We start from the raw sequence: 20,380 nt of genomic DNA, 5'->3' as shown, positions 1-20,380 counted from the left end.
GCCCATCCCTTGACGGAACGGGCCCTTCCGGGGAGGGGGACCTGCGGTGTCACTCGTCCAGGGTCAGACCCTTGCGGAGCTTGCCCAGGGTGCGCGAGAGCAGCCGGGAGACGTGCATCTGCGAGATGTTGAGCTCCTCGCCGATCTCCGACTGCGTCATCCCGGCGACGAAGCGCAGGGAGAGGATCTTGCGGTCCCGGGCGGACAGCGCGGCGATCAGCGGCTTGAGGGACTCGACGTACTCGATGCCCTCCAGGCCGTTGTCCTCGTAGCCGATGCGGTCGGCGAGAGCGCCCTCGGTGTCGTCCTCCTCGGGCTGCGCGTCCAGCGAGCTCGCGGTGTACGCGTTGCTCGCCGCCATGCCCTCGACGACCTCTTCCTTGGTGATGCCGAGCTTCTCGGCGAGCTCACCGACGGTCGGGGCGCGGTCCAGCTCCTGGGCGAGCTCGTCCCCGGCCTTGGCGAGGTCGAGGCGCAGCTCCTGCAGCCGGCGCGGGACGCGCACGGACCAGGAGGTGTCGCGGAAGAAGCGCTTGATCTCGCCGATGATGGTTGGCATCGCGAAGGTGGGGAACTCGACGCCACGGGCCAGCTCGAACCGGTCGATGGCCTTGATCAGGCCGATGGTGCCGACCTGGACGATGTCCTCCATCGGCTCGCTACGGGAGCGGAACCGGGAGGCGGCGAACTTGACCAGGGCGAGGTTGAGCTCGACGAGGGTGTTGCGGACGTACGCGTACTCGTACGTGCCCTCCTCGAGCGCTTCGAGCCGGGCGAAGAGCGTCTTGGACAGCGCTCGCGCGTCGAGCGGTTCGACCTCGTCGTACGGGGGGATGTCGGGGAGGCCGAGACCGGCGAGGGGGTCGGCCGGGTCGCCGAGCGTACCGGTGATCTCGTAGGGGATGTGGTGGGGCGGAGTTGTCGACGTCGCGAGGGGGGTACGCGTTGCGTCGAGCCGGGGTGACATGGTCTCCTCCATCGTTCTCGGCATAAGGCCGCCGATGCCGATCTGCGTCGCTGCGGTGTGCGGCGCCTCCGAAGCCGGCCGTGTCGGGGGTGTCCCTGTGGCGGGTGTCCCCTGCGAATGGGTGTCCCTACTAGCCCTACCCGCTCTTCCTGGATCGTTGCAAGTGTCAATTGTCCCATATGTCTGGGTTGCAGGGGAGTCCGACTACCGACCGGTGGGGAGAAGGCGTAGGGTTCTACCGACTCAACGGCATCGGCGAAGAGGGGCGGCATGGACCGCGGGACGGTCGGCAGCGCGAATCAGGGCCGACTCAGCGTCGGGGTCCGGACGGAGGGCCGGAGCGAGGTCGTCACGCCGGTGGGTGAGCTCGATCACCACACCGCCGACCTGCTGCGCGAACCGCTGGAAGCCGCGCTCGAAAAGGGGCGATCACGGCTGGTGGTCGACTGCTCGCAGCTTGCGTTCTGCGACTCCACCGGCCTCAATGTGCTGCTCGGCGCACGGCTGAAGGCCGAGGCGGCAGGGGGAGGGGTCCATTTGGCCGGCATGCAGCCCGTGGTGGCCCGGGTGTTCGAGATCACCGGTGCGGAAGCTGTCTTCACCGTGCACGACACCCTGGAAGCGGCCCTCTCCGAATAGGTTCCGCGCGGCGCGGCCGCACCCTGCTGTCGGTTTGCTCACGACCGCGAGGTGACGAACCGGGTGTTGTACCCGGAACGCCGGGCAGAAGAACCTGCGCGAGGGGGCGTGAGAGAGCCATGGTCGGCTCCCACTCTCTGTATCGATGTAATGGCGACTTGGTGAATCGGTGAGGTGAAGCGCTGATGGGCAGCACCCAGCAGCATCCGCCGAGCGATCTCGGTGGTGAGCCGGGCGGCTCGGGCCTCGGGGCCGCGGGCGCCGCTGCCGTCGGCGCGGGTGCCGAGCCGGTCGCGGGATCCGTGGCGCCCGGCGCGCCGTCCGGGCCCGCTGCGGGGGCCGGCGGCGGTACCGCCCCGGGCGCGGGTGCGCCCGCCGGTGCCGGCAGGCCCTCCGACGCGGTGCCCGGGACGGGTGCGGGCGTGGCCACCGGCCCCGTCGGGGTCGACGCGGGTGCGGCCGTGACGGCTCCGGCCGTCGCGTCCGGAGTCCCCGCCGCAGAACCCGGTGCGCCCGCGGACCCTCCGGCGGGCACGCCGGCCGGCGCCGCGCACGCCGCGCCACCGGCCGCCGACGGCGGCGCGACCGGTGCCTCCGGCGCGGACGCTTCCCGTGCCGGCGCTTCCGGTACGGGCGAACCGGGTGCGAACGCCTCCGCTGCCGACGCCTCCGGCGGGCGCCGGAGCCGCCGGCTGGAGCTGGGCGACGCCAGCGGCATCGTGCCGCTCGCCCGTGACTTCACCCGCCAGGCGCTCTATGACTGGGGCTGGCTGCCCGCCGCCACCGCCGACCGGCGCGCCGCCGCGGAGGACGTCCTGCTCGTCGTCTCGGAGCTGGTCACCAACGCCTGCCTGCACGCCGAGGGCCCCGAGGAACTGCGCGTCTCGCTGGACGCGAAGGTGCTGCGGCTGGAGGTCGAGGACCGCGGCCCGGGCCAGCCCGCGCCGCGCACGCCGCACCGCGCCGGACGGCCGGGCGGACACGGCATGTTCATCGTGCAGCGCCTGTGCCTGGACTGGGGCGTCGTGCGCAACGCCGACGCGCCGGGCAAGACGGTCTGGGCGGAGCTGGCGGCGCCCGAGTAGCGACCCGCGTCCCGCGCGGGTCTTCGGAGTATCCGGGAGCACGGCGATCGGCCGTGCTCTTTGTCATGGGCCCATGCCCCGCCGTGTGTTCGTGCACGTGTCTTCCCTCTCCATGGTCACCGGCGTACCTTGAGCGCCGATCTGATGGGCCGTCAGGCAAGAGGTGATCTCGAGGTGCCGAACCACAAGCGGACAACTCTCGTGCTGGCGGCGGCGGTCGCGGGTGCGGCCGTGCTGACGGCCGCACCGGCCGCCCACGCCACCGTCGTCGACGTCGACTACGCGTGCCGGACACCGATCGGCGACAAGGGCGCCGTCTCCCCGATCGACATCACGGGCGTCAGGAACGGCAGCGGCTACCGGCTCACCATGACGTTCCGCAAGGGCGTCTCGTCCAGCCCCGTGGAGCTGGGCAAGGGGGCCATGAACCCGAGCGCGGTCATCCGGGTCGGCGGCGCGGACCGCGGGACCGTCACCGTCTCCGGACCGGCGAACCCCGAGAAGATCCCCGCCAACACGCCCATCAGGATCAGCGACCTGTCGGGCACGTACACGCCGTCGAAGAGCGGCAAGGTCACCTTCACCGCCGGGGTGCTGACCATCAAGGCGCTCGGCACCACCACGACCTGCACCCCGCGGAACGACCCGGGGCCGTCACTGGAGCTGGACGTCACCGCGGCGGGCTCCGGCTCGGGCTCGGGCTCCGGGTCCGCGGCGGGCTCCGGTTCCGGATCGCAGTCGGCACCACCGGGGAGCGGCGAGCTGCCCCGGACCGGCCCGCTCGACTCGGCCGCTGCGCTCGGCACGCTCGGCGGCACGGTGCTGCTCGCCGGAGTGGCCGGTGCGCTGTGGCTGACCCGCCGCACGGGCCACCGCCGGGCATAGGGGCATGCGCCCCCGCGCCGCGGCCGCCCTCGCCGTCCTGGCCCTCGCCGCGACAGCGGTCCCCGCGACGCCCGCTGCCGGAGCCGGGACTGCTCCTGGTGGGATCAGGCCGCCCTACTTCTACCTCGAGGGACCGCCGGGCACCGTGCTGGAGGACACCCTGTCGCTGACCAATCCCGGCCACCGCCCGCTGACACTGCCCCTGCGGGCCACCGCCCCCTGGGTGACCTTCGCCGCGAACCCGGTCACCGTGCCGCCCCGGACCCGGGCCGAGGTGCCGTTCTCGGTGACCGTCCCCGCGGACGCGCCGCCCGGCGACCACGCGGGCGCCCTGCTGGCCGGGGAGGCCGTGACCGTGCCCGTACGGGTACGGGTCGGCGGGCCGCGGCTCGCCGCGCTCACCGTCGAGGACGTCCGCGTCACGGGCGGGGCCGTCCGGTACGCCCTGGTCAACCGCGGCAACACCGTCCTCGCGCCGCGCCTCGCGGTCCGCGCCGAGGGGCTGTTCGGGGAGACCCTGCGCCGGGCGGAGCGCCCGCTGCCGCTGAGGCTGCGCCCCGGACAGCGGGCCGAGCTCAGCGAGCCGTGGCCGGACGGGGACCGCCCGCCGCTGGACCGGGTGACGATCCGCCTCAGCGCCACCGCGGGCGGCGGCGCCCGGGCGGAGGCGGCCGCGACCCGCACGTTCGGCGCCGGCGGGGCGGCGGCCGGTACGGGCGCGCTCCTCGCGGCAGTGGTGGCCCGGTGGCTCGTACGGCGCCGGGGGCGCGGGGCGAGGGGAGCCGACGGGTGAAGCGGAGCGGAACCCGCACCGGCCCACCGGGCGGGCTCCGGCGCCGTCGCGCGGCGGCGGTCCGGACGGTGTCCCGCGCGGGCGCCGCGGCGATGACCGCGGCCATGACGGCCCTGGCCGTGGCCCTCTCCCTCGCCTTCGTCCTGACGCCCGCGCCGCGCGGGGCGGCCGCGGCGGAGGGCGGGCCGGCCGTGGAGCTGTCGCGCCCGGAGGCCCCGAAGGGCGGTGAGCTCACGGTCGGCGGCTCGGGCTGGCGGCCCGGCGCCCTGCTGATGCTGCTCGTCTGCGGCGAGGCCGCCCCCGGCCGCGGCCTGCTGAGCGGCACCAACGCCTGCGCCAACGCCGACGGCCGCGCCGTCACCACCGACGCGCGCGGCGCGTTCAGCAGAAAGCTCCCGGTTCCCGCCCCGCCCGCGCCGTGTCCCTGCGTGGTCCATGCCGCCGCGGTCACCGGCGGGCAGGCCGGCGTGGACGTCCCGTTGCGGATCACCGGCCACCCGGTGGCGCCGCTGCCCGAGCCGTCCGGCGACGGCAGGCTCGCCGTGCTGGCGGGTCCCCGGCTCGAAGGGGCGAGCGGCCTGCTCGTCCGGTTCGGCGCCCCGGCGCGGCGCACCCTCGTCCTGACGGTCGGCAACCTCGGTTCCGCGCCCGTCGAGAACCCGGTCTTCGAGGTGGGCACCGCCCACGGCGTGTTCGCCCCGCAGTGGCAGGAGCGGCAGTGGCGCGGCACCATCGCGCCCGGCCGCAAGGCGCGCGTCGAGCTGCCGGTGGAGCTGGCCGCGGGCGCCCACGGCGACTACCAGGTCTCCGTGCGCCACGGCGGCCGGGTGCTGGCCGAACAGCCCTGGGGCGTCGACCGGCCGTGGGGCGTGGTGCTCTTCCGGGTCCTGCTGGCCCTGGTCGTACCGGCGGGGCTGTACCGGATCGGGATGGCCGTCGTGGACCGGGTCCGCCCGCGCCACCGGCCGGCCGCCGCCGCACCCGTACGCGCAACCGCCGGGGAATCCGGAACGGTCACCGGTCCGGTGACTCCGGTGGACCTCCCGTGGTTCGCACCGGACTCCGCACCGACGCAGAACCGACCCACGACGAAGGGACATTCGTGAGCACGCAACGGAGGATGAGCGCGGCCGGGGCCGCGCTGATGCTCGGCGGTGCGGGGATCCTGCTGGCCGCGGGTCCCGCGCAGGCGGCCGAGGTGTCGTACGCCACGGAGTGCGTCCCGCCGCCCATCTCGGGGCTGCCCCCGGTGCGGGGCACCACCAAGGTGCTGATCACCGCGCCGGCGCAGGCGAAGGTCGGCGACGAGGTCGAGGTGGTGTGGAGAACCGTCGAGGCGGCGTCCCGGAACCCCGGCGTCCTCGACCTGGAGAAGGACACCGTCAAGCCGGCGGGAACGGTCCGGGTGACGGGCGCGTGGACCGCGGACCTGGCGATGGCGGGGCCGCGGCAGAACCCGCCGATCCCGCGGAACAGCCCGATGGTGCTGCCCGACATGACGGGCAGGCTGAAGCTGACCCGGCCGGGGGAGATCACGCTGACCCCGGGCCCGTACACCATCAACGTCTCGAAGCCGCTGTCCACGGACACGACGTGCGCGCCGGAGGTAACGGTCCGCCCCGCCCACACGATCAAGGTCACGGAGGCCGGCGACCCCCCGCCGACGGGCGGCACGTCCTCGGGCGGTACGGCGTCCGGCGGCACGTCCTCGGGTGGCACGTCCTCCGGCGGTACGGCGACGGGCGGCACGTCCTCGGGTGGCACGTCCTCCGGCGGTACGGCGACGGGCGGCGCGACCTCCGGCGGTTCGGGCTCCGGCGGTACGACCGGCGGCGGGGACGGCGGCCCGGCCGCGTACCCGGGCAAGGAGGTCAGCGTCCCGTACGCCTGCAAGACGCCCATCGGGGACAAGCAGGCCACCTCCCCCGTGCGGATCGACGCCCGGAGGAGCGGCGGGGGCTACGCCCTCACCGTGACCTTCTCCCGGTCGGTCATGGACAGCCCCGCCGACATCCCCGCCGGCTCCGTGAAGCCGTCCATGGAGGTGGCGCTCGGCGGCGCGGACAAGGGCACCGTCCACGTCGAGGGTCCCGCCAACAAGGAGCCCATCAGGGCCGGCAGCCCGATCGGGATACCGGACCTGACCGGCACCTACAGGCCGGGCGCCACGGGCCGGGCCACCCTGAGCCCGGGGGTCCTCACGGTCGAGGCGCTCGGTACGACGACGACCTGCACCCCGCCCCCGAACGTCCAGGTCTCCCTGGAACTGGACACCACCGCCCAGCCGGGCGGCGCCTCGGGCGGCACGAGCTCCGGCGGCACGGGCTCCGCGGGCCCGGCCACCGGCGGGAGCTCCACGTCCGGCGGCGGGCTCGCCGAGACCGGCGCGGAGGACCGGGGCGCGCTGCGTGCCCTCGCCCTGGCCGCGGGCACGGTCATCCTGCTGGGCGGCGCGGTGTTCACCTTCACGCCGTGGCGGCTGCTGCGCCGCTGACGGCGGCCGTGCGCGGCGGAACGGCGAAGGCCGCCGTACCGGACGGATCCGGTACGGCGGCCCTCCCCGTGAGGGGATGTCCCGCGGGGGGACGGGTCAGTGCACGCCGCCCATGAGGGGCTGCACCTTCTTGCGGTACATGAAGATCGCCACACCGGCGAGGACCGCGAGTGCGCCCTGGCTGGCGAACCACCACGTGGTGTCGGTCGGCGCGCCCATCAGCTGGAGCAGGGCGATGACCGAGTCGCCGGCGGTGACGGCCAGGAACCAGACGCCCATCATCTGCGAGGCGTACTTGGCCGGGGCCAGCTTCGTCGTCAGCGACAGGCCGACCGGCGAGAGGGTGAGCTCACCGACGGTCTGGATGAGGTAGACCGAGCACAGCCACAGCGGGGTGACCTTGACGTCGCCCGCGGAGGCGGCCTGGGCCAGCATCATCACGAAGAACGAGGCACCGATCAGCACCAGGCCCTGCGTGAACTTCACCAGCGTGCTCGGCTCCTTGCCGCGGCGGGCGAGGGCCACCCACAGCCAGGCGAAGACCGGGGCCAGGGCCATCACGTACAGCGGGTTCAGCGACTGGAACCAGCTGGCCGGGAAGGAGAACCCGAACAGCGAGCCGGCGGTGTTGTGCTCCGCGAACAGGCTCAGGGTCGAGCCGGTCTGGTCGTAGATGCCCCAGAAGACGGCGGCGGCGACGAAGAACCAGACGTACGCCGACATCCGGGACCGCTCGACCTGGTCGAGGTCGGTGTCGCGCTTGATGCGGATCAGGTACCAGGCGGGCAGCACCAGGCCGAGGATGGTCAGCGGCCACAGCACCCAGTCGATGCTCAGCTCGCCGGTCAGGCCGACGATGCCGTACGCGGCGGCCGCGACGGCCAGCCAGATCAGCGCCTTCTTGATGATGCCGGCGCGCTCGGCGTCCGACAGCGGGGCCGGGACCTGGTTCGACTCGGGGGCCAGGTTGCGGAAGCCCAGGAAGTAGAAGGCGAGGCCGATGGCCATGCCGATGCCGGCCATGGCGAAGCCGTAGTGCCAGTTGATCTCCTGGCCCACGTAGCCGATGGTCAGCGGGGCGACGAAGGCACCGAGGTTGATGCCCATGTAGAAGATCGTGAAGCCACCGTCACGGCGGGGGTCGTTCTTGTCCCGGTACAGGTGGCCGACCATCGTCGAGATGTTGGCCTTCAGCAGACCGGAGCCGGCGGCGATGAACGCCAGACCGATGAAGAACGAGAACTCCATCGGCAGGGCCAGCAGGAAGTGGCCGATCATGATGATCGTGCCGGAGATCGCCACGGTCTTCCGCGCGCCCCACACGCGGTCACCGAACCAGCCGCCCGGCAGGGCGAGCAGGTAGACCATCGCGTTGTAGACGGAGTAGATGGCGACGGCGGTGGCCGTGTCGAAGCCGAGACCGCCCTTGGCCACGGAGGCCGACAGGTAGAGCACGAGCAGGGCCCGCATGCCGTAGAAGCTGTAGCGCTCCCACATCTCGGTCATGAAGAGGTTGGCCAGACCGCGGGGGTGGCCGAGGAACGTCTTCTCGAGGCCAGGGGTACTGGCCGGGTCCCTCGTCAGGCTGGACGCCATGTCGATCCTTGTTGGCTCGGGACGCGCCGCGCTTCGTGAGCGTGTCGCGCCCGGTGGGGGGCGGCCGGCACCGGCCCGGGGACGACCCACCCCGACGCCCGGACAGGGGTTCGCCCCCGTGGCCCGCACGGAGGCGAAGGATCGGACCGCACCGGGATCCATGCCCCGGACGTGTCGTCACGCCACGGGGCCCGGCCCACAGGTCATTCGCTGTCCCGGGCCCGGCGGAGCCGGTCCAGGGCAGAAAGGAGACCCTTGGCGCTGTTTGCGGGCCAAAGGTCCCCGGAGCAGTACATCAGGCGTCTCGCCACCATACGACACGACACTGTGGCATATGGAAGGACTTGAGAGATGGATCACAGGTGTCGCAGGAACCATCTGCCCACATTCGAAGGTGTTAAGCGGGATGGGGTCCGTGACTCCCAGGCGGGCACGATCATAGTTTGATCAACGGTCGATCCCGGCCCGGCCCGTACGGCACGCGGACTACCATCACCCCATGACCCGTGTACTGCTCGCCGAGGACGACGCATCCATCTCGGAACCGCTGGCCCGCGCCCTGCGGCGGGAGGGGTACGAGGTCGAGGTGCGCGAGGACGGACCCAGCGCACTCGACACCGGGCTGCAGGGCGGCGTCGACCTCGTGGTGCTGGACCTCGGTCTGCCCGGCATGGACGGGCTGGAGGTCGCCCGGCGACTGCGCGCCGAGGGACACACGGTGCCCATCCTGGTGCTCACCGCGCGTGCCGACGAGGTCGACACCGTTGTCGGGCTGGACGCCGGCGCCGACGACTACGTCACCAAGCCGTTCCGCCTCGCCGAGCTCCTCGCCCGGGTCCGGGCCCTGCTGCGGCGCGGCTCCACCGAGCCCGCCCCGGCGCCCGCCACCCACGGCGTCCGTATCGACGTCGAGTCCCACCGCGCCTGGATGGGCGACGAGGAGCTCCAGCTCACCGCCAAGGAGTTCGACCTGCTGCGGGTCCTGGTCCGGGACGCCGGCCGGGTCGTCACCCGCGACCAGCTCATGCGCGAGGTGTGGGACACCACCTGGTGGTCCTCCACCAAGACCCTCGACATGCACATCTCCTGGCTGCGCAAGAAGCTCGGCGACGACGCCGCCAACCCCCGCTACATCGCCACCGTCCGCGGTGTGGGCTTCCGCTTCGAGAAGAGCTAGCGGAACACCGTGCGCCGCCGACTGATCAACTCCACGCTCGCGGTGGTGCTCGTCGTCATCGCCGTCTTCGGCGTCTCCCTCGTCATCGTGGAGACCCGCACCATCAGCAGCAGCGCCCAGGAGAGCGTGGACTCCGAGGCGGTGAGCCTCATCAGCATCGTGGAGAGCCGGCTGATCGGCGGGGAGCCGGTGAACCCGGACATCCTCGCCGAGCAGAGCGGCGCCAAGCGGTACGCGGTGATCCGCATCCCCGGCCGTGCCCCCATCGAGATCGGCAAGCGCCCCGAGGGGAGCGTCATCCGGGGCACCGCGGAGGGCGGGCGCGGCGAGACCGTCACCGTGGAGGAACCGCGCTCGGCCGTGACCGCCGAGGTCGGCCGGACCCTGCTGATCATCGCCGCGGTGGCGCTGCTGGCCGTGGTGGCCGCGGTCCTCCTCGCCGTACGGCAGGCCAACCGGCTCGCGTCGCCGCTGACCGACCTCGCCGAGACCGCCGAGCGCCTCGGCTCCGGCGATCCGCGGCCGCGCCACCGGCGCTACGGGGTCCCCGAGCTCGACCGGGTCGCGGACGTGCTCGACGCCTCCGCCGAGCGGATCGCCCGCATGCTGACCGCCGAGCGGCGGCTGGCCGCCGACGCCTCGCACCAGCTGCGCACACCGCTGACCGCGCTGTCCATGCGGCTGGAGGAGATCTCCGTGACCGACGACCTGACGACGGTCAAGGAGGAGGCCCAGATCGCCCTCACCCAGGTGGAGCGGCTGACGGACGTGGTCCAGCGGCTGCTGACCAACAGCCGCGACCCGCGCACCGGGTCGGCGATCGCCTTCGATCTCGACGAGGTCGTCAAGCAGCAGATCGAGGAGTGGCGGCCGGCCTACCGCAGCGCGGGGCGGGCGATCGTCCGCTCCGGCAAGGTCGGCATGCGGGCGGTGGGCACCCCCGGCGCGGTCGCCCAGGTGCTGGCCGCGCTGATCGAGAACTCGCTCATGCACGGCGGCGGCACGGTCGCCCTGCGCACCCGCGTCACCGGCAACCAGGCCGTCGTGGAGGTGACCGACGAGGGGCCGGGCGTCCCGGCGGACCTCGGCGCGCGCATCTTCGAGCGGACCATCAGCGGCCGCAACTCGACGGGCATCGGCCTCGCCGTGGCCCGCGACCTGGCGGAGGCGGACGGCGGGCGCCTGGAGCTGCTCCAGCAGCAGCCGCCGGTGTTCGCGCTGTTCCTCAGCCGCGAGGTGCGCAGCCGCAACACCAAGGACGCGGACCCCCCGCCGACCGTCCGCTGAGCCGCGCGCCTAGCGCCCGCGCGGGCCGACCGGATCGCCGGTGCGCGCGTCCCGGTGCCGGCGCTGCTCCAGGAACGATTCGGCGGCCGGCTGCCCGGACGGCGGCGTGGCGCTCTCGCGCTCCGGCAGCGCACGGAACACCCACGTGCGGTACGACCAGAAGCGGAACAGGGTCGCGACGCCGATCCCGAAGAACTTGAAGAAGTTGCTCTGCAGCGGGCTGTCCCAGCCGAAGCCGTAGGTCGCGACGTACAGCAGACCGTTCTCGATGATCAGCCCGACCAGGCTGAACAGCAGGAACAGCGTCAGCTCGCGCGTCCGGCCGCTCTTGTCGCGGTCCCGGTACGTGAAGTAGCGGAAGCCCACGTAGTTGAAGACGATGGCGACGACCGTGGCCACCAGGCTGGCCCGTACCACCGGGATCTCGGTGGTGTGGCGCACGAGGTTGAAGACCGCCATGTTGACGAGCAGGCCGAGACCGCCGACGAGACCGAATTTCGCGATCTCGCGGAGGAGCTGCTCCAGTCGCACCCGAAGTGCGCCCCGTTCACTCATGGTGATCTTTCAGCCCCGTCCGGTCGAATGGGTCAACCAAGCCATGCTAACCACCCGCCGCACGGCCCGCGCGGGCACGCCGCCCGCTCCCGCGGAAGGCTCCCTTCCGCCCCGACCCCGGGCGCGTGGGGCGACGCGCGGGGCCGGATACCCTAAGAGGGTGACGTTCCCGGTAGTAGGCATGGTGGGCGGCGGACAGCTGGCCCGTATGACCCACGAGGCGGGCATCCCCCTCGGCATCAGATTCAAGCTCCTCAGCGATTCCCCCCAGGACTCCGCGGCGCAGGTCGTGAGCGACGTCGTCATCGGCGACTACCGCGACCTGGACACGCTGCGTGAGTTCGCGCGCGGTTGCGACGTGATCACCTTCGATCACGAGCACGTACCGACCGAGCACCTACGGGCCCTGGAGGCGGACGGCATTCCCGTCCGCCCGGGGCCCGACGCATTGGTGCACGCCCAGGACAAGGGCGTGATGCGCGCGAAGCTCGACGCGATCGGCGCGCCGTGCCCGCGCCACCGCATCGTGGCCGACCCGGCCGACGTGTCGGCCTTCGCGGCCGAGGCCGGGGGCTTCCCCGTGGTCCTCAAGACGGTGCGCGGCGGGTACGACGGCAAGGGCGTGTGGGTGGTCCGCTCCGAGGCCGACGCCCACGACCCCTTCCGGGCGGGCGTGCCGGTTCTCGCGGAGGAGAAGGTCGACTTCGTCCGCGAGCTGGCGGCGAACATCGTCCGCTCGCCGCACGGCCAGGCCGTGGCGTACCCCGTGGTCGAGTCGCGGCAGGTCGACGGCGTCTGCGACACCGTGATCGCCCCGGCGCCCGGCCTGCCGGCGGAGCTGGCCGGGCAGGCGCAGGAGCTCGCGCTGCGCATCGCCCAGGAGTTGGGCGTCGTCGGACACCTGGCCGTCGAGCTCTTCGAGACGGCCGACGGCCGCATCCTCGTCAACGAGCTCGCCATGCGCCCGCACAACTCCGGCCACTGGAGCCAGGACGGCGCGGTCACCTCGCAGTTCGCCAACCACGTCCGCGCCGTGCTCGACCTGCCGCTCGGCGACCCGCGCCCGCGTGCGACGTGGACCGTCATGTGCAACGTGCTGGGCGGCGACTTCCCGGACATGTACCAGGCGTACCTGCATTGCATGGCCCGCGACCCGCAGCTGAAGATCCATATGTACGGCAAGGACGTGAAGCCCGGCCGCAAGGTGGGGCACGTCAACACCTACGGCGACGACCTGGACGAGGTGCTGGAGCGCGCCCGCCACGCCGCCGACTACCTGCGAGGAACGATCGTTGAGTAACGCACCCGGACCCGTCGTCGGCATCGTCATGGGCTCCGACTCGGACTGGCCCGTCATGGAGGCCGCCGCCGCGGCCCTCGACGAGTTCGAGATCCCGTACGAGGTCGACGTCGTCTCCGCGCACCGGATGCCGCGCGAGATGATCGCGTACGGCGAGCGCGCGGCGGACCGCGGGCTGAAGGCGATCATCGCGGGCGCCGGCGGCGCGGCCCACCTGCCGGGCATGCTCGCCTCCGTCACCCCGCTGCCGGTGATCGGCGTCCCCGTCCCGCTGAAGTACCTCGACGGCATGGACTCCCTGCTGTCCATCGTGCAGATGCCGGCGGGCGTCCCGGTGGCCACGGTGTCGGTCGGCGGCGCACGCAACGCGGGCCTGCTGGCCGCCCGCATCCTGGCGAGCTCCGACCCCGAGCTGCTGTCCCGCATGACCGAGTTCCAGCAGGAGCTCAACGACCAGGCGACGGAGAAGGGCAGGCGCCTGCGCTCGAAGGTCGGCAAGTGACGGCCGGGGACCTCCTCGCGGAGGCGCGCGACCTCCTCGCGGACTTCCCCGTGGTGGACGGCCACAACGACCTGCCGTGGGCCCTGCGCCAGCAGGCCCGCTACGACCTGGACCGCCTCGACATCGCGGCGGACCAGGCCGGCCGGCTCCACACCGACATCCCGCGGCTGCGGGCCGGCGGCGTCGGGGCGCAGTTCTGGTCGGTGTACGTGCGCAGCGACCTGGCCGGGGACGATGCCGTCAGCGCCACGCTGGAGCAGATCGACTGCGTCGACCAGCTCCTGGCCCGCTACCCGGCCGACCTCGCGCCCGCGCTGACGGCCGACGACATGGAGGCCGCGCGGGCCGCCGGCCGCATCGCCTCCCTGAAGGGCGCCGAGGGCGGCCACTCCATCAACAACTCCCTCGCCACCCTGCGGGCCCTGTACGCCCTGGGGGTCCGCTACATGACGCTCACCCACAACGACAACGTGGCGTGGGCCGACTCGGCGACGGACGAGCCGGGGGTGGGCGGGCTGTCGGCGTTCGGCCGGGAGGTCGTCCGCGAGATGAACCGCCTCGGCATGCTGGTGGACCTCTCGCACGTCGCCGACACGACGATGCGCGACGCCCTGGCGGCCGGCGAGGCGCCGGTGCTCTTCTCCCATTCCTCGGCGCGCGCGGTGTGCGACCACCCGCGCAACATCCCCGACGACGTGCTCGCGCTGCTCCCCGCCAACGGTGGCGTGGCCATGGCCACGTTCGTGCCGAAGTTCGTCCTCCCCGCAGCGGTGGAGTGGACGCGGCGCGCCGACGACAACATGCGGGCGCACGGCTTCCACCCGCTGGACACGACGCCGGAGGCGATGCGCGTCCACGAGGCGTTCGAGGACGCCGACCCCCGCCCGGTCGCCACCGCCGCCACGGTCGCCGACCACCTGGACCACATGCGGGAGGTGGCGGGCATCGCCCACATCGGCATCGGCGGCGACTTCGACGGCACAGCCTTCACGCCGTCGGACCTGTCGGACGTCTCGGCGTACCCGAACCTGGTCGCGGAGCTCCTGTCCCGCAAGTGGTCCCGTACCGACATCGCCATGCTGACCTGGTCCAACCCGCTGCGCGTGCTGCGCGACGCGGAGTCGGTCGCCCGCGGCCTCGCGGGCCGGGCACCCTCCAACGCCACGCTGGAGTCGCTGGACGGATAGGGCCCGCCGGGGGCCCTGTCCGTCCGGAGGACGCTCGGCTGCGGGCCGGCTCCCGCGCGGAGGCACGGCGGTGCCGGCGCCGGCACCCGCCGGCAGGCACCGCACCAGGGGCGGGTACCCGTCCGGACGGACGCATGGCGCCGGAGGCGGGCACCCGTGAGAACGGACGCATGCACCGGGGCCGGCACCCGTCCGGACGCATGGCGCCGGGGCAGGGGAGAATCACCCGGACGCAGTACACCGCCGCGACCCCGGCCCCCTCCCGTGCCACCGTGGCGCTATGGCTCGCAACGCCGTTCACGGAGCCGGAGCCCCCGTCATGGCAGACCTGCAGGACCTCCCCTACGTCGCACCGACCACATGCGGTGAACCCGACGACACGGTGCGCGGCGCCGACCCCGCCGAAGCCCCCACCCCCTCCGAGACCGACCTCGGCCGCGCCCGCGTCCTGCTCGCCGCGCAGCTCGTCGTCGACGGTCACAACACCCTCGCCCAGGAGCTGGACCGCACGCACCACCACGCGCTCCAGCACGGCGAGGCCGCACTCGACACCGACATACCCCGGATCAGGGCCGGCGGCGTCGGAGCCCAGTTCTGGTCCCTCCACGTCGCGCCGCGGCACGGCGCCGACCAGCTCATCGGCGGCACGCTCGACCTGATCGACGGCGTACGGACGCTCATCGAGTCGTGCCCGGAAGCCCTCCGCCTCGCCCTCACCGCCGCCGAGATGGCCGCCGCCCGCGACTGCGGACGCATCGCCTCGCTGCTCGGCCCGGTCTCCGGCGCGGCCCTCGGCGACTCGCTCGGCACGCTGCGCGCGTATCACGCCCTCGGCGTACGCAGCGCCGGCGTCGCCGGCACCTCCTGGACCGCCGGCCCCGACGGCCTGACGCCGTTCGGGCAGGACGTCATCCGCGAGATGAACCACCTCGGGGTCCTCGTCGACCTCTCCGGTGCCTCCGCCGACACCATGCGCCGGGTCCTGGACGTCACCAAGGCGCCGGTGATCCTCTCCCACTCGGCCGCGGCCGCCCTCACCCCGCACCCGGTGAACGTCACCGACGACGTCCTGCGCCGGCTGCGCGCCAACGGCGGCGTGTGCATGGTGACCTTCGCGCCGGACCAGGTCGCCCGCCTGACCGGCCTCCCCGCCGCCCTCCAGGACGTCGCCGACCACCTGGACCACGTCCGCAGGGTCGCCGGTCCGGAGTGCGTGGGGGTCGCGGGCTCGTTCGGGACGGCGGCGCACGCGCCCCACACGGTGGGCCTGGAAGACGCGTCCTGCTACCCGAACCTCATCGCCGAGCTGCTCCACCGCGACTGGCCCGAGACCGACATCGCCGCGCTGACCTGGGGCAACGCGGCCCGTGTCGTACGGGAGGCCGAAGCGGTGGCCCGGGGGGCGTGAGCTACGCCCGGCACAGGCAGAACGGGTGCCCCGCCGGGTCCGCGTAAACCCGCCACGACCGGGTGCGGTCGTCGGCGTCCAGTGCCTTGGCGCCGAGCGCGAGGACCTGCTCCTCGGCCGCGTCGAGGTCCTGGACGTCGAGGTCCAGGTGGAACTGCTGGGAGTTCCGGTCGGCCCGCGGCCACTCGGGGGCCCGGAGCCCCGGGGCCCGCTGGAACGCGAGGCGCTGCCCGCCGGGCAGGTACAGGTCCACCCACTCCCCGTCGTCGTCCGGGTCGCTCCGCACCTCGCCGCCCAGGACCGCGGCGTAGAACTCCGCGAGCTCGAGCGGTTCGGGGCAGTCGATCGCGGTCACGGACAGCGTGGCGAATCCCATCGGTCCTCCTCCTCGGTACGTGCCTCAGCAGGCACAGAGGCAGAACGGGTGCCCCGCCGGGTCCGCGTAAACCCGCCACGACCGGGTGCGGTCGTCGGCGTCCAGTGCCTTGGCGCCGAGGGCGAGGACCTGCTCCTCGGCCGCGTCGAGGTCCTCGACGGCCAGATCCAGGTGGAACTGCTGGGAGCCGTCCGGGGAGGGCCAGCGCGGCGGTACGAAGCCGGGCGCCGCCTGGAAGGCGAGCGGGGTGCCGGCATGCCCGCCGAGGTCGACCCAGGTGTCGTCGCCCTGCGGCGTGCCGCCGAGGATCCCGGCGTAGAAGGCGGCGAGGGCGTGCGGGTCGGGACAGTCGAGGACGACGGTGCCGAGTTTGGCGAGAGCCATGACGTGCCTCCAAGAGTGTCGGAGTTACCGGTATCTCGGGTCAACCGGTAACCGTTACCGCATGGTCCCGCATGACGGGTAACGTCGCAACCATGAACGACAGAGCGCCCGCTCCCGGCGGCCTCGGCCTGATCGAGGCGCTGGTGAACTCGCTGAACATCGAGACGGGCGCCGACTCCCTCGACTCCGAGGCGGGCCGGGCGGCCTTCGGCCTCGCGGAGACCGAGGCGGCGGCGGCCCGCGAACTGCGGGAGGCGCTGCGCGCGGCGTGCCTGGCGCACGCGGGGCACCCGCCGCACCGTGCCACGACACCCCTCGACGAGCTGCTGGCCGCCGCCCCGCTGCTGGTCACGGTCGCGCCCGGCGACGGCGCCGCGGCCTTGCGCCCGGCCCGGCCGGACACGCTCACCTCGCGGGTCGCGGCGGCCATCGCGTCGGCGGTGGCGGACGGCACGTGGCTGCGGCTGAAGGCGTGCGAAGCGCCGGACTGTCACTGGGCGTACTACGACCGCAGCCCGGCGGGCCGCAGCCGCTGGTGCTCGATGTCGGTCTGCGGGGCCCGTGCCAAGATGCGCACCTACCGCGCCCGCCGCGGCACCCCGCCCTCCTGAGGGCCTGCCCGGAGGACCCCCACCCGGCCCGGCCGGCGCACAGGGCCATGATCCGCGGGGCCGCAAGCCGCGCGGGGCCATGGGCTGCGCAGGGTCATACGCCGCGGGTGAGGGCCCTGCGGGTGAGGCCCCGCGTCGGACGGGTGACGCCCGCCGTGTGCATGGCCCCGCGTGAGAACTGCGGCGCGCTTTCCTGCGCGTGACGCCCGCCGCGCGTGGAAGCCCCGGCCGCCAGGCCCGCGCGTGGAGCCCCGGCCGCCGCGCCCCGCGCGTGGAAGCCCCGCCCGCGAAGCCCTGCGTGCTACGCCCGCGGGCGGCCCATCGCGCGGTACGTCCACCCCGCCTCGCGCCACCGCGTCGGATCCAGCGCGTTGCGGCCGTCCAGGATGACCCGCGACGCCACGACCTCGCCCAGCCTCCGCGGGTCCAGCTCGCGGAACTCGCTCCACTCCGTCAGGTGCAGCACCACGTCGGCGCCGCGGACCGCCTCCAGCGCGCTGTTCGCGTACGCCAGCGTCGGGAACAGCCGCCGCGCGTTGTCCATGCCCTTGGGGTCGTACACCGTCACCTGGCCGCCCTGCAGGTGGATCTGGCCGGCGACGTTCAGCGCCGGCGAGTCCCGTACGTCGTCGGAGTCCGGCTTGAACGCGGCACCGAGCACCGCCACCCGCTTGCCCAGGAACGTCCCGTCGCCCAGCGCCTCGCGCGCCATGCCGACCATCTGGCCGCGGCGGCGCATGTTGATGGAGTCGATCTCGCGCAGGAACGTCAGCGCCTGGTCGGCGCCCAGCTCGCCCGCCCGCGCCATGAAGGCGCGGATGTCCTTCGGCAGGCAGCCGCCGCCGAAGCCGATGCCGGCCCGCAGGAACTTCGCGCCGATCCGGTCGTCGTACCCGATGGCCTCCGCCAGCTTGGCGACGTCACCGCCCGCCGCCTCGCACACCTCGGCCATGGCGTTGATGAAGGAGATCTTGGTGGCCAGGAAGGAGTTCGCGGCCGTCTTCACCAGCTCCGCCGTCGGGAAGTCCGTCACCACGAAAGGCGACCCTTCCGCCATCGGGGTGGCGTACACCTCACGCAGCAGCTTCTCCGCGGCCGCGCTCTCCACACCCACCACGATCCGGTCCGGGTGCAGCGTGTCCTGCACCGCGAAGCCCTCGCGCAGGAACTCGGGGTTCCACGCCAGCTCCGCGTCCGCGCCCACCGGGGCCCGCTCGGCGAGCAGCCGGGCGAGACGCTCCGCGCTGCCGACCGGCACGGTCGACTTGCCGACGACCAGCGCGGGGCGCTTCAGGTGCGGGGCGAGGGAGCTGAAGGCGGCGTCGACGTACCGCATGTCGCAGGCGTACTCACCGTGCTTCTGCGGGGTGTTCACGCAGACGAAGTGGACGTCGCCGAACTCGCCGACCTCCTCCCAGGAGGTCGTGAAGCGCAGCCGCCCGGTGGAGCCCTCGAACCCGGCGACGTGCTTGCGCAGCAGCTCCTCCAGCCCCGGCTCGTACATCGGGACCCGGCCCCCGGAGAGCATCTCGATCTTCTCGGGGACGACGTCGAGGCCCAGCACCTCGAACCCCAGCTCCGCCATGGCCGCCGCATGGGTGGCGCCGAGGTATCCGGTGCCGATCACGGTGATCTTGAGGTCCATGCGGTGCTCCTGGTCGGTACGGGGCAGGACTGCGGCCACGAGCATAGTCGGGCCCCCGGCCGGGGACCGTTTTCGCTGTCAGCAAGGTCACCTATTCCATCCGGACGGCGGGCACTAAAATTTGGGTTACTTAACGGTAGTTAGCACACGTCCAGGGGAGTGAGTGATCGTGGCGGGAACGCCTGATTTCGACCTGTACCGCCCGTCCGAGGAGCACGACATGCTCCGGGACACCGTCCGCTCGCTCGCCGAGGCCAAGATCGCGCCGTTCGCCGCCGCGGTGGACGAGGAGGCCCGCTTCCCCCAGGAGGCCCTGGACGCCCTCGTCTCCTCGGACCTGCACGCCGTGCACGTACCCGAGACGTACGGCGGCGCCGGTGCCGACGCGCTCGCGACCGTGATCGTCATCGAGGAGGTCGCCCGTGTGTGCGCCTCGTCCTCCCTGATCCCGGCCGTGAACAAGCTCGGCTCGCTGCCCGTGATCCTCTCCGGCTCCGAGGAGCTGAAGAAGAAGTACCTGGGGCCGCTCGCCAAGGGCGACGCGATGTTCTCGTACTGCCTCTCCGAGCCCGACGCGGGCTCCGACGCCGCCGGCATGAAGACCAAGGCCGTCCGCGACGGCGACTTCTGGGTCCTCAACGGCGTGAAGCGCTGGATCACCAACGCCGGCGTGTCCGAGTTCTACACGGTCATGGCCGTCACCGACCCGGCCAAGCGCTCCAAGGGCATCTCGGCGTTCGTCGTCGAGAAGGGCGACGAGGGAGTCTCCTTCGGCGCCCCGGAGAAGAAGCTCGGCATCAAGGGCTCCCCGACCCGCGAGGTCTACCTCGACAACGTCCGCATCCCCGCCGACCGCATGATCGGCGAGGAGGGCACCGGCTTCGCCACGGCGATGAAGACCCTGGACCACACCCGCATCACCATCGCGGCCCAGGCCCTCGGCATCGCCCAGGGCGCCCTGGACTATGCCAAGGGGTACGTCCAGGAGCGCAAGCAGTTCGGCAAGCCGATCGCCGACTTCCAGGGCGTGCAGTTCATGCTCGCCGACATGGCGATGAAGATCTCCGCCGCCCGCGCACTGACCTACCAGGCCGCCGCGGCCTCGGAGCGCGGCGACGCGGACCTCACCTACCTGGGCGCGGCGGCGAAGTGCTTCGCCTCCGACATCGCCATGGAGGTCACCACGGACGCCGTCCAGCTGCTCGGCGGCTACGGCTACACCCGTGACTACCCGGTGGAGCGCATGATGCGCGACGCCAAGATCACGCAGATTTATGAGGGCACGAACCAAGTTCAGCGGATCGTGATGGCAAGGAACCTTCCCTAGCAGGGTTCTTGCAGGTCAGGGGCGGTTTCGGGGTCCGCATGGGCATCCTGGGCTTTCCGTCCGTTGCGGCCTGATCAGGGCCGTTCCTGGGCGTCATGCTGGGGGAATCCTGGGCGGATGTCGGGCTGGAAACGGCCACTGACCTGCACAGACAACGCAGCC

General features: G+C 73.0%; 20 protein-coding genes. 14 read left to right on the top strand and 6 right to left on the bottom strand.

Annotation, left to right across the window (positions count from 1 at the left end; translation table 11 throughout):
- Window positions 1-49 precede the first annotated feature (49 nt).
- Window positions 50-967, bottom strand: a complete 918-nt coding sequence (locus IH00_RS0100785; protein WP_031068383.1) for an RNA polymerase sigma factor SigF — start codon at window positions 965-967, stop codon at window positions 50-52.
- Window positions 968-1,237: 270 nt separating this feature from the next.
- Between IH00_RS0100785 and IH00_RS0100780 the strand changes: the two genes are divergently transcribed.
- The 6 genes from IH00_RS0100780 to IH00_RS0100755 all read left to right on the top strand — a co-directional run bounded on the left by IH00_RS0100780 (window position 1,238) and on the right by IH00_RS0100755 (window position 6,863).
- Window positions 1,238-1,606, top strand: a complete 369-nt coding sequence (locus tag IH00_RS0100780) for an STAS domain-containing protein (protein WP_031068380.1) — start codon at window positions 1,238-1,240, stop codon at window positions 1,604-1,606.
- Window positions 1,607-2,067: 461 nt separating this feature from the next.
- Window positions 2,068-2,691: an ATP-binding protein gene (locus IH00_RS45360; protein WP_420710845.1), complete on the top strand. Its 624-nt coding sequence runs from the start codon at window positions 2,068-2,070 to the stop codon at window positions 2,689-2,691.
- A gap of 174 nt (window positions 2,692-2,865) precedes the next feature.
- On the top strand, window positions 2,866-3,576 hold the full coding sequence (locus tag IH00_RS0100770) for a hypothetical protein (protein ID WP_031068376.1): 711 nt from the start codon (window positions 2,866-2,868) through the stop codon (window positions 3,574-3,576).
- A 4-nt stretch (window positions 3,577-3,580) separates the two neighbouring features.
- Window positions 3,581-4,369, top strand: coding sequence for a COG1470 family protein (locus IH00_RS0100765; RefSeq protein WP_052411100.1), 789 nt, complete (start codon window positions 3,581-3,583; stop codon window positions 4,367-4,369).
- A 92-nt stretch (window positions 4,370-4,461) separates the two neighbouring features.
- Entirely contained in the window at window positions 4,462-5,475 is a 1,014-nt protein-coding gene (locus IH00_RS0100760) for a hypothetical protein (RefSeq protein ID WP_052411104.1), read from the top strand.
- 14 nt (window positions 5,476-5,489) lie between these two features.
- Entirely contained in the window at window positions 5,490-6,863 is a 1,374-nt protein-coding gene (locus IH00_RS0100755; RefSeq protein WP_031068371.1) for a hypothetical protein, read from the top strand.
- Between the two features lie 96 nt (window positions 6,864-6,959).
- On the opposite strand, the gene IH00_RS0100750 is transcribed toward IH00_RS0100755, so the two are convergent.
- Window positions 6,960-8,459 carry a peptide MFS transporter gene (locus IH00_RS0100750; protein ID WP_031068370.1) on the bottom strand — a complete coding sequence of 500 codons (1,500 nt, stop codon included), beginning with the start codon at window positions 8,457-8,459 and terminating at the stop codon, window positions 6,960-6,962.
- Between the two features lie 499 nt (window positions 8,460-8,958).
- Between IH00_RS0100750 and IH00_RS0100745 the strand changes: the two genes are divergently transcribed.
- Both IH00_RS0100745 and IH00_RS0100740 read left to right on the top strand, forming a co-directional pair.
- Complete coding sequence (locus tag IH00_RS0100745) at window positions 8,959-9,636, top strand: response regulator transcription factor (protein WP_031068368.1); 678 nt, start codon at window positions 8,959-8,961, stop codon at window positions 9,634-9,636.
- Window positions 9,637-9,645: 9 nt separating this feature from the next.
- Window positions 9,646-10,923, top strand: coding sequence for an ATP-binding protein (locus tag IH00_RS0100740; RefSeq protein ID WP_031068367.1), 1,278 nt, complete (start codon window positions 9,646-9,648; stop codon window positions 10,921-10,923).
- Between the two features lie 9 nt (window positions 10,924-10,932).
- On the opposite strand, the gene IH00_RS0100735 is transcribed toward IH00_RS0100740, so the two are convergent.
- Entirely contained in the window at window positions 10,933-11,478 is a 546-nt protein-coding gene (locus IH00_RS0100735) for a GtrA family protein (RefSeq protein WP_031068365.1), read from the bottom strand.
- 160 nt (window positions 11,479-11,638) lie between these two features.
- On the opposite strand from IH00_RS0100735, the gene IH00_RS0100730 reads away from it, so the two are divergent.
- The 4 genes from IH00_RS0100730 to IH00_RS0100715 all read left to right on the top strand — a co-directional run bounded on the left by IH00_RS0100730 (window position 11,639) and on the right by IH00_RS0100715 (window position 15,875).
- Window positions 11,639-12,778: a 5-(carboxyamino)imidazole ribonucleotide synthase gene (locus IH00_RS0100730; protein ID WP_078887479.1), complete on the top strand. Its 1,140-nt coding sequence runs from the start codon at window positions 11,639-11,641 to the stop codon at window positions 12,776-12,778.
- A 28-nt stretch (window positions 12,779-12,806) separates the two neighbouring features.
- Window positions 12,807-13,280, top strand: coding sequence for a 5-(carboxyamino)imidazole ribonucleotide mutase (gene purE, locus IH00_RS0100725; RefSeq protein ID WP_031068362.1), 474 nt, complete (start codon window positions 12,807-12,809; stop codon window positions 13,278-13,280).
- Window positions 13,277-14,467: a dipeptidase gene (locus tag IH00_RS0100720; RefSeq protein ID WP_031068359.1), complete on the top strand. Its 1,191-nt coding sequence runs from the start codon at window positions 13,277-13,279 to the stop codon at window positions 14,465-14,467. The genes purE and IH00_RS0100720 overlap by 4 nt, the downstream gene beginning before the upstream one ends.
- A gap of 319 nt (window positions 14,468-14,786) precedes the next feature.
- On the top strand, window positions 14,787-15,875 hold the full coding sequence (locus IH00_RS0100715) for a dipeptidase (RefSeq protein ID WP_031068356.1): 1,089 nt from the start codon (window positions 14,787-14,789) through the stop codon (window positions 15,873-15,875).
- Between the two features lies 1 nt (window position 15,876).
- Here IH00_RS0100715 and IH00_RS0100710 read toward each other — a convergent pair whose 3' ends face one another.
- Together IH00_RS0100710 and IH00_RS0100705 are read right to left on the bottom strand one after the other, a co-directional pair.
- The gene (locus tag IH00_RS0100710; protein ID WP_031068354.1) at window positions 15,877-16,251 is read right to left on the bottom strand and encodes a VOC family protein; all 375 of its coding nucleotides are present in this window, start codon (window positions 16,249-16,251) and stop codon (window positions 15,877-15,879) included.
- A gap of 24 nt (window positions 16,252-16,275) precedes the next feature.
- Window positions 16,276-16,635, bottom strand: coding sequence for a VOC family protein (locus tag IH00_RS0100705; protein WP_031068353.1), 360 nt, complete (start codon window positions 16,633-16,635; stop codon window positions 16,276-16,278).
- A 92-nt stretch (window positions 16,636-16,727) separates the two neighbouring features.
- Between IH00_RS0100705 and IH00_RS0100700 the strand changes: the two genes are divergently transcribed.
- Window positions 16,728-17,246, top strand: coding sequence for a CGNR zinc finger domain-containing protein (locus tag IH00_RS0100700; RefSeq protein ID WP_031068352.1), 519 nt, complete (start codon window positions 16,728-16,730; stop codon window positions 17,244-17,246).
- Between the two features lie 301 nt (window positions 17,247-17,547).
- Here the strand turns inward: IH00_RS0100700 and IH00_RS0100695 are convergent, their stop codons facing one another.
- A complete protein-coding gene (locus IH00_RS0100695; protein ID WP_031068351.1) occupies window positions 17,548-18,891 on the bottom strand; it encodes a UDP-glucose dehydrogenase family protein in 1,344 nt (447 codons plus the stop codon).
- Window positions 18,892-19,060: 169 nt separating this feature from the next.
- Between IH00_RS0100695 and IH00_RS0100690 the strand changes: the two genes are divergently transcribed.
- Entirely contained in the window at window positions 19,061-20,218 is a 1,158-nt protein-coding gene (locus tag IH00_RS0100690; protein ID WP_031068350.1) for an acyl-CoA dehydrogenase, read from the top strand.
- Window positions 20,219-20,380: the final 162 nt, after the last annotated feature.

Source organism: Streptomyces sp. NRRL S-118 (assembly GCF_000716335.1).
GTDB lineage: Bacteria > Actinomycetota > Actinomycetes > Streptomycetales > Streptomycetaceae > Streptomyces.
Note: the sequence above shows the minus strand (reverse complement) of the source record. Positions and strands in the feature narration are given on the sequence as shown.

What these genes read in the sequence shown, in the direction of transcription:
- IH00_RS0100785 (WP_031068383.1), bottom strand. Translation starts at nt 967, where the DNA reads ATGTCACCCCGGCTCGACGCAACGCGTACCCCCCTCGCGACGTCGACA.
- IH00_RS0100780 (WP_031068380.1), top strand. Translation starts at nt 1,238, where the DNA reads ATGGACCGCGGGACGGTCGGCAGCGCGAATCAGGGCCGACTCAGCGTC.
- IH00_RS0100765 (WP_052411100.1), top strand. Translation starts at nt 3,581, where the DNA reads ATGCGCCCCCGCGCCGCGGCCGCCCTCGCCGTCCTGGCCCTCGCCGCG.
- IH00_RS0100760 (WP_052411104.1), top strand. Translation starts at nt 4,462, where the DNA reads ATGACCGCGGCCATGACGGCCCTGGCCGTGGCCCTCTCCCTCGCCTTC.
- IH00_RS0100755 (WP_031068371.1), top strand. Translation starts at nt 5,490, where the DNA reads ATGAGCGCGGCCGGGGCCGCGCTGATGCTCGGCGGTGCGGGGATCCTG.
- IH00_RS0100750 (WP_031068370.1), bottom strand. Translation starts at nt 8,459, where the DNA reads ATGGCGTCCAGCCTGACGAGGGACCCGGCCAGTACCCCTGGCCTCGAG.
- IH00_RS0100745 (WP_031068368.1), top strand. Translation starts at nt 8,959, where the DNA reads ATGACCCGTGTACTGCTCGCCGAGGACGACGCATCCATCTCGGAACCG.
- IH00_RS0100735 (WP_031068365.1), bottom strand. Translation starts at nt 11,478, where the DNA reads ATGAGTGAACGGGGCGCACTTCGGGTGCGACTGGAGCAGCTCCTCCGC.
- purE (WP_031068362.1), top strand. Translation starts at nt 12,807, where the DNA reads ATGGGCTCCGACTCGGACTGGCCCGTCATGGAGGCCGCCGCCGCGGCC.
- IH00_RS0100715 (WP_031068356.1), top strand. Translation starts at nt 14,787, where the DNA reads ATGGCAGACCTGCAGGACCTCCCCTACGTCGCACCGACCACATGCGGT.
- IH00_RS0100710 (WP_031068354.1), bottom strand. Translation starts at nt 16,251, where the DNA reads ATGGGATTCGCCACGCTGTCCGTGACCGCGATCGACTGCCCCGAACCG.
- IH00_RS0100705 (WP_031068353.1), bottom strand. Translation starts at nt 16,635, where the DNA reads ATGGCTCTCGCCAAACTCGGCACCGTCGTCCTCGACTGTCCCGACCCG.
- IH00_RS0100700 (WP_031068352.1), top strand. Translation starts at nt 16,728, where the DNA reads ATGAACGACAGAGCGCCCGCTCCCGGCGGCCTCGGCCTGATCGAGGCG.
- IH00_RS0100695 (WP_031068351.1), bottom strand. Translation starts at nt 18,891, where the DNA reads ATGGACCTCAAGATCACCGTGATCGGCACCGGATACCTCGGCGCCACC.